The organism is Rathayibacter sp. AY1C5 (genome assembly GCF_002931705.1).
In the GTDB taxonomy this organism is placed as follows: domain Bacteria; phylum Actinomycetota; class Actinomycetes; order Actinomycetales; family Microbacteriaceae; genus Rathayibacter.
On sequence record NZ_PSWD01000024.1, the window covers coordinates 17,949 to 32,920 of the forward strand.

A 14,972-nucleotide genomic window follows, 5' to 3' on the forward strand; every position below is an offset into this window, starting at 1 on the left:
CCGCTCCCCAGCCGCACCTGGCCGCGCAGCCCGTCCTCGTCGTCGACTTCGGCGCGCAGTACGCGCAGCTGATCGCCCGCCGGGTCCGCGAGGCGAACGTCTACTCCGAGATCGTGCCCTCCAACGCCACGGCCGCCGAGATCGCCGCGAAGTCGCCCGTCGGCATCATCCTCTCGGGCGGCCCCTCCAGCGTGTACGAGGAGGGCGCCCCGCAGCTCGACCCCGCGATCTTCGACCTCGGGATCCCGGTCCTGGGCATCTGCTACGGCTTCCAGGTGATGGCGAAGACGCTCGGCGGCGAGGTCGCCAACACAGGGCTGCGCGAGTACGGAGCGACGGACGCCGCCCTCTCGACCGACGGTGGCGTGCTCCTCGGCGAGCAGCCCGCCGACCAGACGGTGTGGATGAGCCACGGCGACTCGGTCGCACAGGCGCCCGAGGGCTTCAAGGTCCTCGCCTCCACGAGCTCCACACCGGTCGCCGCCTTCGGCAACGACGAGCGCCGCCTCTACGGCGTGCAGTGGCACCCGGAGGTCAAGCACTCCGCCTTCGGCCAGGCCGTCATCGAGAACTTCCTCCACCGCGCCGCGGGCATCCCGGCCGACTGGAACTCCTCCAACGTGATCGACGACCAGGTCGCCGTGATCCGCGAGCAGGTCGGCACCGGACGCGTCATCTGCGGCCTGTCCGGCGGAGTCGACTCCGCCGTCGCCGCTGCGATCGTGCACCGTGCCATCGGCGACCAGCTCACCTGCGTCTTCGTCGACCACGGACTCCTCCGCAAGGACGAGCGCCGCCAGGTCGAGGAGGACTACGTCGCCGCGACCGGCGTCCGCCTGGTCACCGTCGACGCGCGCGAGCAGTTCCTCGACGCGCTCGCCGGCGTCAGCGACCCGGAGCAGAAGCGCAAGATCATCGGCCGCGAGTTCATCCGCACCTTCGAGGCCGCCGCCGAAGCGCTCGTGCTCGAAGCGCAGGGCGAGGGCGAGACGATCGACTTCCTCGTCCAGGGCACGCTCTACCCCGACGTCGTCGAATCCGGCGGCGGCACCGGCACCGCCAACATCAAGTCCCACCACAACGTCGGCGGACTCCCCGAGGACCTGCAGTTCGCGCTCGTCGAGCCGCTCCGCACCCTCTTCAAGGACGAGGTCCGCGCGATCGGCCGCGAGCTCGGCCTGCCCGAGGTCATCGTCGGCCGCCAGCCCTTCCCCGGACCCGGCCTCGGCATCCGCATCGTCGGCGAGGTCACCCAGGAGCGGCTCGACCTCCTCCAGGACGCCGACGCCATCGTCCGCGCCGAGCTCACCGCCGCCGGCCTCGACACCGAGATCTGGCAGTGCCCCGTCGTCCTCCTCGCCGACGTCCGCTCCGTCGGAGTCCAGGGCGACGGCCGCACCTACGGCCACCCCATCGTCCTGCGCCCCGTCTCCTCGGAAGACGCGATGACCGCCGACTGGACCCGCCTGCCCTACGACCTCCTCGCCAGAATCTCCAACCGCATCACCAACGAGGTGAGCGGCGTGAACCGGGTGGTGCTGGATGTGACGTCCAAGCCCCCCGGCACCATCGAGTGGGAATGATTCCGCGGGTCTCCGCACGGTCATCTGCGGCGTTGTCGGCGGTTGCGATACCTCCGGTATCGCGCCCTTCTCCGCCTTGCAGCTGACCGCGCGGAGACCCGCGGAACGTCAGGAACGGCTCCCGTCGAGGGGGCCGTTTCTTGTTGAGGGGAGAATGTGGGGGAACGAGCCCCTGCGGGGCCGTTCCCGCGTGCAGGTAGAGGGAACGAGCCCCTGCGGGGCCGTTCCCGGGATGCAGGTCGGGGAACGAGCTCCGGTGGCTGTTCAGGGAACGGGTGGCCGCGGTGCGGCCGGGGGATCGGTCAGGGGTGACCGGTGCCTGGCGAGGCGTACCGAGTGGCGGTCAGCGGAACGAGGCCCTGCGGGGACGTTCCTGGGGTGCCGGCCGAGAAGCGTGATCGTGCCGGGTGGTCGGGGAACGCGGGTCGGCGCTGGTCCGGGGGCCGTGGTGCAGGCGGAGGCGGCAGGCTCGCGAGCGCGGGTCAGGCGGGGGTGTCGAGCACGCCGATGAAGCGGGTGCCGATGCCGTCGTACTCGTCGCGGCGGTGGCCCTCGGGGTGGTGCGGCCAGGAGGCGGGGGAGTGGTCCTCGCAGACGAGGAACGTGAACTCGGGCCACCACTTCTTCGGGCGGGCGGCCTCGGAGCGGCCGCAGACGGCGCAGTCGAGGGTCACCCACACGGGACGCCTGCCGGTGCGGTTCGCGCGCGACTGGACGAGCCAGGCGGGCGGATCCTGCTCGAGGGCGGCGAGCTCCTCCTCCGACAGACGGGTGGGGATGCCGTGCCGCGTCGCCATCTCGAGGGGGATGTCGAGGCGCTGAGCGGCCTCGCGACGCGTGATCATCCGGCCACCCTAACCCAGCGCCGCGCGCGGACCCCGAGGCCGCAGCGACGCGCGCGCGAGCAGCCACTCCAGCGGGCCCTGCCCCACGAGCCGCCTCCAGAGGAGAGCGGCGACGATCGAGCCGACCACGAAGACGCCGAGCAGCGTCCAGCTGCGCCACGCCTCGAAGTCGAACGGCTCGTACGGGACCAGGTACACCGCCAGCGCCACGAGCTGCAGCGAGTAGATCGTCAGCGGCATCGCACCGACGGCCGCGATCGGAGTCGCCGCCCGTGCCAGGAGCGGCAGCCGCTGCAGCAGAGCCGTCAGCGCGCCGAGGACCACGCAGGCGACCCCGCCCGCCCCGAGGAGCTCGGCGGTGGTGCTGGCGTGCGCCTCCACCGCCTCCGGACCCCCGAGCAGCAGCCCGCCGCCGTAGCCGAGCACGGCCGAGACGGCGCCGCCGACGACGACCCAGCGCTGGGTGGTCGCGGACCGGACGTCGCAGCGCGCGATCAGGAGGCCGAGCACCACGTACGCCAGCCACGACGGCACCGGGTAGTACTGGGTGAGCCAGATGAGGGGCTGCGCGGCCAGGAGCGCCTCGTCGGGCGACAGGGTCGAGAGCCAGGAGCCGCCGGCGCTCGTCAGCGCGTCGACCGCGAGGGGCCCGGCGATCGCCGCGACCGCGACCAGCACGGCGAGGACCGCCCGCGGCAGGAAGAGCAGCAGCGCCGCGACGAGGAACATCACCCCGTAGTGCGGCAGGATCACCGCGATCGGCGTCCCGAGCAGGGTGAGGGCGACGCCGATGACGAGCAGGTACAGCCCGCGGAGCAGGATCGATCCCGTGTCGTGCCAGGGCCGCGAGGAGCGCTGTGATCCGCCCGTCATCAGCCCGATCGACACTCCCGCCAGCACGGCGAAGAGGACGGAGCTGCGGCCGTTCCAGAGCATCTCGCTCTCGACCGGGGCGAGGTGGGCGGCGAACATGCCGAGGACGGCCAGGCCGCGAGCGACGTCGAGGCCGACGATCCGGGAGTCTGCGGCGCTCATCCCTCCATCGTGCCAGGCGCTCCCGGCAGTGCACCGGGAACGACGCTGGGGCCGGGAACGACGACGGGCGCCCGACCCGGAGGTCGAGCGCCCGTCGGACGTGGTGCGCCGTGCTACTCGCGGAAGATCGCGACGAGGCGCAGGATCTCCAGGTACATCCAGACGACGGTGACCAGGATGCCGTAGGCGCCGGTCCAGCCGTAGATGCGGGGGAGGCGGTTGCGCACGCCCTGCTGGATGAACTCGAAGTCCATCACGAGCGAGTACGTGGCGAGCGCGACGGCGATGAGGCCGATCACGATGCCGATGAAGCCGGTGCGGAGACCGAAGCCGCCGCCGACGCCGAAGAGGCCGAGGCCCAGGTTCACCAGCGAGAACACCGCGTAGCTGATCATGCCGATGAAGAAGATCTTGTTGAGCTTCGGCGAGGTGCGGATCTTGCCGTTCATGAACAGCGCCAGGGTGACGCCGATCACGATGACGGTCGCCATGAGGGCCTGGACGACCGCTCCGGCGTACGCGCTCTCGAAGAACTTCGAGATCGCGCCGACCGCGATGCCCTGGGTCGCGGCGTAGCCGAGGATCAGGGCGGGCGACGGCTGCTTCTTGAAGGCGTTGACGATGCCCAGCACCAGCGCGACGAGCACGGCGGGGAGCATCAGGCCCGGGACGAACCAGCCGACGGCCGCACCCGCGAGGAGCACGACGAAGGCGAGGGCGGTCTTGGCGAGGGTGTCCTCGACGGTCATCCGGTCGGTCTCGACGGAGCCGGCGGCCGGACGGGAGTACATCTGGTCGAGCGTGCCGGGGGAGACGTCCGGGAGGTCCTGCACGCGGCCGGCGTAGCCGCGGTTGCTGAACTCCGGGCGTCCGAAGGCCGGATTGTTGCTTGCCATGGTTCCTCTTCTCTCAGGTGCGCTGGTCTCCGAGGGAACTCGCGGATCTGAGTCGCTGTGGGTGCGGGGTGCGCCGCGGATCCGAGAGGACTGCGACGATGGACACCACCATATCTGAGAGCACCTCTCAGAGTCTGGCTGTTCTCTTCGAGCGGACCTCGACTCCGCTGCGTGCCGCGCAGTGCCGCCCGTAGGATCGCGGCATGCCCGCGCGTCAGTCACCGCTCGTCATCGGCCACCGCGGAGCGAGCGGCTACCGACCGGAGCACACCCGCTCCGCCTATGAGCTGGCGATCGCGCTGGGCGCCGATGCGCTCGAGCCCGATCTGGTGGCGACCCGCGACGGCGTGCTCGTCCTCCGCCACGAGAACGAGATCTCCGGCACGACGGACGTCGAGAAGCGCCCGGAGTTCGCTGCACGCCGCACCACCAAGCGGATCGACGGCCGCGAGATCACCGGCTGGTTCACCGAGGACTTCACCTGGGACGAGCTGTCGGAGCTGCGGGCCCGCGAGCGGCTGCCGGCGGTGCGCAGCTCCAGCGCCACGTTCGACGGCCAGTTCCCGCTGCTGCGCTTCAGCGAGCTGCTGGCGCTGCTGGACCGGGCGGCGGAGGACGATCCGCTCGCTCCGCCGGGGCTCGTCGCCGAGATCAAGCACGCGACGTACTTCGCCGGGATCGGGCTGCCGCTGGACGTGCTGCTGCGCGAGGAGCTCGCCGCCGCGGGCTGGGGTCCGCGCGACCCGCGGCTCACGATCGAGAGCTTCGAGAAGACCGTGCTGGAGCGGCTCGCGGTGAGCGGAGTCGGCACCCGCCGGATCTACCTGCTCGAGTCGCGCGGCGCCCCGCCCGACCTCGTGGCCGCCCACGGCGCCGACGCGGCCCCCTACTCCGCCTTCACCACGCCGGCGGGACTGCGGAACCTCGCCGGAGCCGTCGACGGGATCAGCGTCGACAAGAGCATGCTCTTCTCGCGGGACGCGGCCGGCCGGGCGACGGGGACCGGTCCGCTCGTCGAGGACGCTCACGCGGCCGGGCTCGAGGTCTACTGCTGGACGCTGCGCGCCGAGAACCGGTTCCTCGAGAAGGTGCACCGCCGCGGGAAGGACCCGGCGGAGTACGGCGGCTGGCAGGAGGAGTTCGCGATGATCCTCCGCTCGGGAGTGGACGGCGTCTTCGCCGACCAGCCCGATCTGGCGATCGAGGCGCGGGCGGCCGAGCAGGAGCGTCTGCTCCGCGGCTGAACCCGGATCGTGATCGGGCGCTCCTCCGGCGCGTGCCGAGCGGACGCGGAGGCTGCGCTGGCATCATCGGCTCACCACCGCCCGCCCGACCCTCGAGAGGAGGCCCCGTGTCCACCCGAGAGCGCATCACCCGCCGCTGGATCACCACCGCCGTCCTCGCCGTGATCGGCGTCGCCGTCGTCTACTGGCTCGCCGTGCTCACCCCTCAGGGCCAGGGCGTCGAGAACTCGGGGCTCCGGGGCGCCGACCTCGTCTTCGGCCGCGCCACCGGCGCCGCCGCGGGGGCGCTCGCGGACGTCACCCCGCTCTCCATGGTCGTCGGCGCCCTGCTCGTCGCGGCGATCGCGCTGATCCGGAGGCGCCCGGCGCTCGCCGTCGCCTCCGTCGGCTCGATCGTCGTCACGGCCGGGCTCACCCAGCTGCTCAAGAACGTGGTCCTCGAGCGGCCCGAGCTGGTCGACACCGACTCCTGGTACACCGGCGGCAGCTTCCCGAGCGGGCACACCGCGGCGGCCGTCTCGGTGGTCTTCGCCCTGGCGATGGTCGTGCCCGGGCGGGCGCGGACCGTCGTGCTCGCGCTGGGCGGCGCGGTCGTGGTGCTGGTCGGCAACCTGACGATGGCCGCCTCCTGGCACCGGGCGAGCGACGTTCTCGGGGCCGACCTCGTCGCGCTCGCCTCGGCCTCCGCCGCCTGCGCGTGGCTGACCACCAGGGCCCAGGTGGGCCGAGCGCCGAAGAGGCCCGCGCGGCGCGGGGTGAACCGGCTGCTCCTGGTGTGCTCGGTGATCGTGGTGGTGCTGCTCGCGGCGCTCGCCGTCCAGGGCATCCAGTACTACCCCGACGACACGAAGGACCTCACCGCCTTCGCGCTCCTGCAGCTCCTGGCGGTGTCGACGTCGGCGCTCGCCGTGCTCGGCTTCTCCCTCGCGTGGCGCGGACTGGACGTCGGTGGGGCACTCACCTCGCCCGCGCCGCGTCAGCGGACCGCCTGACCGCTCCCGGTGTCGGAGGGGCGATCTACACTCGGAGGGACATGAGCTTCCTCTTCGATCCGAGCGACTCCCGCGCCACCCCGGTCATCGTCGGCCCCCCCGGCGGCCCCGGGGACGCGCCCCGCACCGACCCGGCGCACGAGCAGCTCGTCGCGGGGCTGAACCCCCAGCAGCGCGAGGCGGTCGAGTACCGCGGAGACGCGCTGCTCATCGTCGCGGGTGCGGGCTCGGGCAAGACCAGCGTCCTCACCCGGCGCATCGCGAGCCTCCTGGGCAACGGCGAGGCCTGGCCGAGCCAGATCCTCGCGATCACGTTCACCAACAAGGCCGCGGCCGAGATGCGCGAGCGCGTCGAGAAGCTGGTGGGGCAGAGCGCCGAGGGGATGTGGATCTCGACCTTCCACTCCGCGTGCGTGCGGATCCTGCGCCGCGAGGCCGAGAACTTCGGCATGACCAAGTCGTTCACGATCTACGACTCGGGCGATCAGCGCGCCCTGCTCAAGCGCATCGTGAAGGACCTCGAGGCCGACTCGCTCGGGATCACCGTCGCGAGCGCCTCCGCGAAGATCTCCAAGCTCAAGAACGAGCTCGCCGACGTCGACTCCTACGCCCGCACCGCGAACCTCAGCGACCCGAACGAGGAGATGTTCCTCCAGGTCTTCCGGGCCTACTCGCGGGCGCTCGAGGGGGCGAACGCGTTCGACTTCGACGACCTGATCGCGCAGACCGTCTACCTCTTCCGCGCCTTCCCGCACGTCGCCGCGAAGTACCAGCGGCGCTTCCGCCACGTGCTGGTCGACGAGTACCAGGACACGAACCACGCCCAGTACTCGCTGATCCACGAGCTGACCCGGCCCGTGCCGCCGGCGACGATGGCCGCGGCGCAGTTCGACCGCCCCTACCGCGGACCGGTCACGGCCGACGGCTCCATCCCGGGGGCCTCGCTCACCGTCGTCGGCGACTCGGACCAGTCCATCTACGCGTTCCGCGGCGCCGACATCCGCAACATCGTCGAGTTCGAGCGCGACTTCCCGGGCTGCCGCGTGATCCTGCTCGAGCAGAACTACCGCTCGACGCAGAACATCCTCTCGGCGGCCAACGCCGTCATCTCGAACAACTTCGACCGTCGCGCGAAGAACCTCTGGTCCTCCAGCGGCGACGGGGAGAAGATCGTCGGCTACACCGGTTACTCGGGCCACGACGAGGCGCAGTTCGTGGTCGACGAGATCGCCCGCCTGCACGCGGCGGGCACGGGCTACGACGAGATCGCGGTCTTCTACCGCACCAACGCGCAGACCCGCGCGCTGGAGGAGATCTTCATCCGCTCCGCGCTGCCCTACCGGATCCTGGGCGGGACGAAGTTCTACGAGCGCGCCGAGATCAAGGACGCCCTGGCGTACCTGATCACGGTGGCGAATCCGGCCGACGTGCTGGCGCTGCGGCGCATCATGAACACTCCGAAGCGGGGCATCGGCCCCGCGACGGAGGCGCAGCTGCAGTCGTTCGCCGACACCAACGCGGTGACCCTGCGGGAGGCGATGCGCAACGCCGGCTCGCTCGGGATGGGCCCGAAGGTGACGAAGGCGATCGTCGACCTCGCGACCCTCCTCGACGAGTGCGCGCTGATGCTCGACCCCGCACGGGAGGGCGGCGAGGCGAAGGTGCACGAGGTGCTGACGGCGCTCCTCACCCGCAGCGGCTACCTCGACATGCTCCGCGCCAGCCGCGACCCGCAGGACGAGGCCCGCGCCGAGAACGTCGACGAGCTCATCGCCGTCACCAAGGAGTTCGCGCGCAACAACCCGGACGGCGGGCTCGTCGACTTCCTCACCGAGGTCTCGCTGGTCGCCGCGGCCGACGACCTCGACGACGACTCCGGCACCGTCTCGCTGATGACGCTGCACACGGCGAAGGGCCTCGAGTACGACGCCGTGTTCCTCACCGGCATCGAGGAGGACCTGCTCCCGCACCGCATCTCGGCGAACGAGCCCGGCGGCCCGGCCGAGGAGCGGCGGCTGTTCTACGTGGGGATCACCCGGGCCCGCAAGCGCCTCTACCTCTCGCTCGCGATGACCCGCGCGCAGTACGGCGAGACGTCGGTCGCGATGCCGAGCCGGTTCCTGCAGGAGATCCCGGGAGAGCTGATCCAGTGGCGCCAGTCGCCCGGCGCGGCGACCTCGCGCGGCGGTACGCAGCCCCGGGCCCTGAACGCTCAGCGGCCCGGCTTCGGCAAGTCGCGATCGAACACCGAGTTCCGGGAGGCGCTTGCCGCGGCGCCGAAGGCCAAGGGCGAGTTCCCGAACCGGATCACCGGCATGGTGCGCGACAACGGCGACCTCGAGCTGATCGCGGGCGACCGCATCCGGCACACCGACTTCGGTGAGGGGCGCGTGAACGCGGTGACGGGCGAGGGCTCGAAGCGCGTCGCACACGTGCTCTTCGACCAGGTGGGCGCGAAGAAGCTGCTGATCAAGGTCGCGCCGATCGAGAAGATCTAGTCCGGTGGCGGCCGGATCGGCGGCCGCGCGGCTCGCGACGGAGGCGTTCTCCCCGGCGGTCCTCGCGGTGCTCGTGCCGGTCGTGGTCGGCGCGCGCGTCGCGGATCCGCCCCTGCTCGGTGTCGCCTGGGGAGCGCTCGCAGCTCTCTTCGTCGGGGTGGTGCCCTACCTCGTCATCCGCCTGCTGATGCGCACCGGCCGGATCCACGGCGACCATCACGTCCCCGACCGGCGCGAGCGGGCGTTGCCGATCGCGCTGGCGCTGGTGTCGATAGCGGCCGGCCTGGTACTGCTCGCCGTGCTCGGCGCTCCTGCCGCGGTGACCACGTTCGGCGTGGTGACGGTGGCCGTGGTGCTCGCCGTCGGCGTGGTCAACCTGGTCTGGAAGCTGTCCGGGCACGCGGCGGTGGTCGCCACCTGCGCCGTCGTCGTGCTGATCGCCTACGGACCGCTCTCCCTGCTGATCAGCGTGCCCATCGTCCTCTGGGTGCTCTGGTCGCGGGTGCGCCTCGGTGCGCACACCCCCGCTCAGGTCCTCGCGGGCGCCGCGGTCGGCACCGTCCTCGCCGGGACCGTCTGGTCCCTGCTCGGCTGACGTCCGTCCCTTCCCGTGTGCCCTCTGGTCGCCGTCCGCGAGATGCCGCTCCGGTGCGCGGTACGCCGTGGCGGGCTCACCCGAGCGGCATCTCGCGGAAGTGGTCAGCCGGCGTAGCGCGCGACGAGCTCCCGCTTGAGGATCTTGCCGCTGGGCCCGAGCGGGAGGGCGTCGACGAACTCGACGCGGCGGGGGAACTTGAAGGCGGCGAGGTGCTCGTTCGCGTAGGCGATCAGCTCCTCCGCGGTGGCGGTCGCCGACGGGGCGAGGATCACCGCGGCCATCACCTCCTGGCCGTGGCGCTCGTCCGGGATCCCGAAGACCGCTGCGTTCTGCACGGCCGGGTGCCCGATCAGCACCTCCTCGACCTCGCGCGGGTACACGTTGTAGCCGTTGCGGATGATCATGTCCTTCGTGCGGTCGAGGATGCGGACGTAGTCCTCCTCGTCCTTCGTGCCCAGGTCGCCGGTGCGGAACCAGCCGTCGATCACCGCCTCCGAGGTCGCCGCCGGATTGCCGAGGTAGCCCTTCATCAGGTTGTGCCCGTGCACCACGATCTCGCCGAGCTCGCCCCGGGGGAGCAGCTCGACGCGGTCGGTCACGTCGGGGCGGGCGACCTCGACCTCGACGCCCCAGATCGGCGTGCCGACCGTGCCCGGCCGCGGCGGGACTCCGACGTGGTTGAAGGTGGCGACCGGGGAGGTCTCGGTGAGCCCGTAGCCCTCGTAGATCTCGACGCCGAACACCTCGCGGAAGCGCTCGATCACGGCGACGGGCAGGGCGGCGCCTCCCGAGACCGCGTAGCGCAGCGGCGGCCGGTCCTCGCGCCGGGTCGCGGCGTCGAGCAGGGCGACGTACATCGTGGGCACGCCCTCGAAGACCGTGCAGCCGTGGGCGATCATCGCCTCGAGCGCGGCGTCGCCGTCGAACTTCGGCACCAGGACGACCGTCGCGGCGGTGCGGAAGGCCGTGTTCATCGCGCAGACCTGCCCGAAGGTGTGGAAGAGCGGCAGCGCCCCGAGCACCACGTCGCCGCGGTGCAGGTCGAACGTGTTCATCAGCAGCACGTCCGACTGCGAGACGATCGCGAAGTGCGTCCCCTCCGCCCCCTTCGGGCGGCCGGTGGTGCCGCTGGTGTAGAGGATCGTCGCCGTGTCGGAGGGGGAGCGGGGCACGTAGCCGTCGATCGGGGTCGCCTCCGCGGCGAGGTCCTCCAGGCGCGGGAGGGGCGAGGCGGTGCCGTCGGGCACCATCACGCTCAGCACGGGAACGTCGGCGAGGTCCGCTCCGGCGGCCCCCTCGGCGAGCAGCGGAGCGGCGCACACGAGCGCGACGGCTCCGGAGTCGCGCAGGACGTAGGCGATCTCGTCGTGCTTGAGCAGGGCGTGCACGGGGACCACCACGGCGCCGAGCGCGAGGACGGCGAAGTAGCCGCGGGGGAAGTCGGGGACGTTCGGGACGAGCAGGGCCACGCGGTCGCCCGGTCCGATCCCCTGGGCGCGCAGGGCTCCGGCGTAGGCACGGGTCTGCCGCCAGAGGGTCGCGTAGTCGACGGCCTGCTCGCCGACGCGGATGGCGATCGTGTCAGGGGTGCGCCGCGCCGCCTCCGCCAGGATGGCCGCGACGGAGAGGGTGCCGAAGCCGGCGGCGGGCGGGGGAGCGGCGGGGGCCTCGGCCGTGCGGGGTTCGGTGATGCTCATCAAGGCTCCAGTCGTCGTTGACCGCCGCGGCGGATGCCGGGTGCTTCACCGTAGATCCGCCGAGAGGCCGCGTCGAGCGATCCGCATCGGATGTTCAGCACGGACGGGCGGGGAGTGCGCATCCCGGCGCCGAGCGGAAGGGGGTGCGGGAGGCGCGGGCGGCTGCCTACAGTCGGACTGCTGCGGCCCGGTCCCGCGGGTCGGACGACGGGAGGCGCGATGCGCGGCGAGGCGACGCTCTACACGGACGCGGTGGTGACGGCTCCGTTCGCCCTCGCGGTGATCGCGGAGGCGACCGGCTCGCGAGTGGTCGGCGCGCGGACCGCGGACGCGCACGTTCCGCTCTACAGCGGTCCGACGAGCGCGCGGGTCGAGATCGCGGGGTTCGGCGACAGCGTGCCGGTCACCGTCGACGTGCGCGACGAGCGCGGGATCGACGAGGCGCGCGCGGCCGCGCAGGCGCTCGGGCTGGAGCTCGCCGCCTACGCGGGCTGGGAGGTCGTGGCCGGCTTCTGAGCGTCGCGTCGGACCCGGGCGAGGTAGTAGCGGCTGGGCGCCGTCCTCACGATCGCGGGAAGCAGGCGGTAGGCGGCGAAGGTGCGCGAGAGCGCCCGCTCGAACCGCGCCTCCTGCCGTGCGGTCCACTGGAAGCCGAAGGGCTCGCGGAGCGCCGCCGGGAGCAGACCGGCGGTGATCAGGCGGAGGTAGGGGCCGAGCGGGCGCAGGTACCAGGCGGCGATGCTCGGGCCCAGCAGGTCGTGGGCGACCCGGCGGGCCGCGGGCGTGACCTCGAGGCGCTCCAGCTCCCGCTCCCAGTAGGCGTCGAACGCGGTGCGGGAGTCGGGCCAGAGGTCCGCGGGCATCTGCAGGGCCGCGCCGACGACGACGGAGCGGCGCACGATGTCGTCCGCCTCCTCCTCGCTCAGCGCACCGAAGGCGCCCTCGTAGAGCTGCAGCATCGACTGGGTGAGCGTCGCCGCGACCCAGCGCTGCAGCTCCGGGTCGAAGGCCGTGTAGCCGGGGCCGCGCACGGGCACGTGCGCCCTGTTCACGCGGCGGCGGACGGCGCGCACGTCCTCGGGAGTGCCGTAGTGCAGGACGTAGAGGTAGGAGAGCGTCCCGTGCAGGCGGTTCACGGCCCGGTGCACGAAGTCGGAGTGGTCGGCGACGCCCTGCCCGACCGCCGGGTGCGCGATCTGGAGGAGGATCGCGCGCGCGCCCGCCAGCAGGAACACGCCCTCGCGGAAGACGTCCGGGGTGCGGGAGGCCGACGACATGGCTCCACGCTACGCGGGAGCGGCGGGCGGAATAGGAGCCGGTGCCCCCGGCGGGCGTCCGGCGGGCGCGGAGCGACCGCACGGGAAGCCCCCGGCGGGTGCGGAGTAGACTCGGCGCGGCCCAGGGACAGTGCCGAGACTCCGGCGTCGTCCGGGCCACCTCGAACTCGAAACGCAAGCGCGCTCGGCGCGGAATGGGAATGCAGCGTGGATCTCTTCGAATACCAGGCCCGTGATCTGTTCGAGAAGTACGGCGTCCCCGTGCTCCCGGGCATCGTCGCCGACACGCCGGAGGAGGTGCGCGCCGCGGCGGAGAAGCTGGGCGGCGTCACCGTCGTCAAGGCGCAGGTCAAGATCGGCGGCCGCGGCAAGGCGGGCGGCGTGAAGGTCGCGAAGACCCCCGAGGACGCGTTCGCCGCGGCGCAGTCGATCCTCGGCCTCGACATCAAGGGCCACGTCGTCAAGCGCGTCATGGTCGCCGGCGGTGCGCGCATCGACCGCGAGTTCTACTTCTCGGTGCTGCTGGACCGGGCCAACCGCTCCTACCTCTCGCTCACCTCCTACGAGGGCGGCATGGAGATCGAGCAGCTCGCCGTCGAGCGCCCCGACGCCCTCGCGCGCGTCGAGGTCGTCCCCGGCCGGGGCATCGACCAGGCCAAGGCCGAGGAGATCGCCCGCGCGGCGAAGTTCCCGGAGGAGCTGATCGCCAAGGTCGCGCCCGTCCTGGTGAAGCTGTACGACGTCTACACCGGCGAGGACGCCACGCTCGTCGAGGTGAACCCGCTCGTGCTCACCGAGGAGGGCGACATCGTCGCGCTCGACGGCAAGGTCTCGCTCGACGAGAACGCCGGCTTCCGCCACGCGGACCACGCCGCGCTCGAGGACAAGGACGCCGCCGACCCGCTCGAGGCGAAGGCCAAGGAGAACGACCTCAACTACGTGAAGCTCGACGGCGAGGTCGGCATCATCGGCAACGGCGCGGGCCTGGTCATGTCGACCCTCGACGTCGTCGCCTACGCCGGAGAGAGGCACAACGGCGTGAAGCCGGCCAACTTCCTCGACATCGGCGGCGGAGCCTCCGCCCAGGTGATGGCGAACGGCCTCGACGTGATCCTCGGCGACGAGCAGGTCAAGAGCGTCTTCGTCAACGTCTTCGGAGGCATCACCGCGTGCGACGCGGTCGCCAACGGCATCCTCCAGGCGCTCGAGATCCTCGGCGACTCGGCCACGAAGCCGCTCGTCGTCCGCCTCGACGGCAACAAGGTCGAGGAGGGCCGCGCGATCCTCCAGGCCGCCGCCAACCCGCTCATCACGCTCGCCGCGACCATGGACGAGGGCGCCGACAAGGCCGCCGAACTCGCCGCCGCCTAACGGACCCGACGACTCAAGGAATCAGAGAACAAGCATGTCGATCTTCCTCACCAAGGACTCCAAGGTCATCGTCCAGGGCATCACCGGCGGCGAGGGCACCAAGCACACCGCGCTGATGCTCAAGGCCGGCACGAACGTGGTCGGCGGCGTCAACGCCCGCAAGGCCGGCACGACCGTCACCCACGGCGACGTCGAGCTCCCCGTCTTCGGCACCGTGAAGGAGGCGATGGAGGCCACCGGCGCCGACGTCTCCATCGCGTTCGTGCCGCCCGCCTTCTCGAAGGACGCCGTCATCGAGGCGATCGACGCCGAGATCGGCCTCCTCGTCGTCATCACCGAGGGCATACCGGTGCAGGACTCCGCGGAGTTCTGGGCGTACGCGCAGGAGAAGGGGAACAAGACGCGGATCATCGGCCCCAACTGCCCCGGCATCATCACGCCGGGCGAGTCGCTCGTGGGCATCACCCCCGCGATGATCACCGGCAAGGGCCCGATCGGCCTCGTCTCGAAGTCGGGCACCCTGACCTACCAGATGATGTACGAGCTGCGCGACCTCGGCTTCTCGACCGCCATCGGCATCGGCGGCGACCCGATCATCGGCACGACGCACATCGACGCGCTCGCCGCGTTCGAGGCCGACCCCGAGACGAAGGCGATCGTGATGATCGGCGAGATCGGCGGCGACGCCGAGGAGCGCGCCGCGGACTTCATCAAGGCGAACGTCACGAAGCCCGTCGTCGGCTACGTCGCGGGCTTCACCGCCCCCGAGGGCAAGACGATGGGCCACGCCGGCGCCATCGTTTCCGGCTCGGCCGGCACCGCGCAGGCCAAGAAGGAAGCCCTCGAGGCCGCGGGCGTGAAGGTCGGCAAGACGCCCTCCGAGACGGCCGCCCTGCTCCGCGAGGTCTACGCGGCGCTCTAGCGCCCGTCCTCCCC

13 protein-coding genes are annotated in these 14,972 nt (G+C 71.9%); 8 read left to right on the forward strand and 5 right to left on the reverse strand.

The features are described from left to right. The first annotated feature begins 17 nt into the window (after positions 1-17). Positions 18-1,583, forward strand: a complete 1,566-nt coding sequence (gene guaA, locus C5C57_RS14220; protein ID WP_104297759.1) for a glutamine-hydrolyzing GMP synthase — start codon at positions 18-20, stop codon at positions 1,581-1,583. A gap of 482 nt (positions 1,584-2,065) precedes the next feature. Here guaA and C5C57_RS14225 read toward each other — a convergent pair whose 3' ends face one another. The 3 genes from C5C57_RS14225 to C5C57_RS14235 form a co-directional block, all read right to left on the reverse strand. Further along, on the reverse strand, positions 2,066-2,428 hold the full coding sequence (locus C5C57_RS14225) for a DUF5997 family protein (RefSeq protein WP_104224739.1): 363 nt from the start codon (positions 2,426-2,428) through the stop codon (positions 2,066-2,068). Positions 2,429-2,437: 9 nt separating this feature from the next. Further along, positions 2,438-3,463, reverse strand: coding sequence for a DUF418 domain-containing protein (locus C5C57_RS14230; protein WP_104273405.1), 1,026 nt, complete (start codon positions 3,461-3,463; stop codon positions 2,438-2,440). A gap of 113 nt (positions 3,464-3,576) precedes the next feature. Further along, complete coding sequence (locus C5C57_RS14235; RefSeq protein WP_104224741.1) at positions 3,577-4,359, reverse strand: Bax inhibitor-1/YccA family protein; 783 nt, start codon at positions 4,357-4,359, stop codon at positions 3,577-3,579. 203 nt (positions 4,360-4,562) lie between these two features. Between C5C57_RS14235 and C5C57_RS14240 the strand changes: the two genes are divergently transcribed. From C5C57_RS14240 to C5C57_RS14255, 4 genes are all read left to right on the forward strand, one after another. Beyond that, on the forward strand, positions 4,563-5,603 hold the full coding sequence (locus tag C5C57_RS14240; protein WP_104224742.1) for a glycerophosphodiester phosphodiesterase family protein: 1,041 nt from the start codon (positions 4,563-4,565) through the stop codon (positions 5,601-5,603). A gap of 107 nt (positions 5,604-5,710) precedes the next feature. Next, complete coding sequence (locus C5C57_RS14245; protein WP_104224743.1) at positions 5,711-6,595, forward strand: phosphatase PAP2 family protein; 885 nt, start codon at positions 5,711-5,713, stop codon at positions 6,593-6,595. Between the two features lie 41 nt (positions 6,596-6,636). Then, the gene (locus C5C57_RS14250) at positions 6,637-9,093 is read left to right on the forward strand and encodes an ATP-dependent helicase (protein WP_104261607.1); all 2,457 of its coding nucleotides are present in this window, start codon (positions 6,637-6,639) and stop codon (positions 9,091-9,093) included. A 4-nt stretch (positions 9,094-9,097) separates the two neighbouring features. Continuing rightward, the gene (locus C5C57_RS14255; RefSeq protein ID WP_104267785.1) at positions 9,098-9,688 is read left to right on the forward strand and encodes a phosphatase PAP2 family protein; all 591 of its coding nucleotides are present in this window, start codon (positions 9,098-9,100) and stop codon (positions 9,686-9,688) included. A gap of 104 nt (positions 9,689-9,792) precedes the next feature. Here the strand turns inward: C5C57_RS14255 and C5C57_RS14260 are convergent, their stop codons facing one another. After that, on the reverse strand, positions 9,793-11,388 hold the full coding sequence (locus tag C5C57_RS14260; RefSeq protein ID WP_104297760.1) for a long-chain fatty acid--CoA ligase: 1,596 nt from the start codon (positions 11,386-11,388) through the stop codon (positions 9,793-9,795). Positions 11,389-11,607: 219 nt separating this feature from the next. On the opposite strand from C5C57_RS14260, the gene C5C57_RS14265 reads away from it, so the two are divergent. Beyond that, positions 11,608-11,904 carry a hypothetical protein gene (locus tag C5C57_RS14265; RefSeq protein ID WP_104224926.1) on the forward strand — a complete coding sequence of 99 codons (297 nt, stop codon included), beginning with the start codon at positions 11,608-11,610 and terminating at the stop codon, positions 11,902-11,904. On the opposite strand, the gene C5C57_RS14270 is transcribed toward C5C57_RS14265, so the two are convergent. Beyond that, positions 11,871-12,665: an oxygenase MpaB family protein gene (locus C5C57_RS14270; protein WP_104248136.1), complete on the reverse strand. Its 795-nt coding sequence runs from the start codon at positions 12,663-12,665 to the stop codon at positions 11,871-11,873. The two genes, C5C57_RS14265 and C5C57_RS14270, sit on opposite strands and share 34 nt — an antisense overlap. A 207-nt stretch (positions 12,666-12,872) precedes the next feature. Between C5C57_RS14270 and sucC the strand changes: the two genes are divergently transcribed. Both sucC and sucD read left to right on the forward strand, forming a co-directional pair. Then, complete coding sequence (gene sucC / locus C5C57_RS14275; RefSeq protein ID WP_104227296.1) at positions 12,873-14,036, forward strand: ADP-forming succinate--CoA ligase subunit beta; 1,164 nt, start codon at positions 12,873-12,875, stop codon at positions 14,034-14,036. A 34-nt stretch (positions 14,037-14,070) separates the two neighbouring features. Next, positions 14,071-14,958, forward strand: a complete 888-nt coding sequence (sucD, locus tag C5C57_RS14280; protein WP_104248135.1) for a succinate--CoA ligase subunit alpha — start codon at positions 14,071-14,073, stop codon at positions 14,956-14,958. Positions 14,959-14,972: the final 14 nt, after the last annotated feature.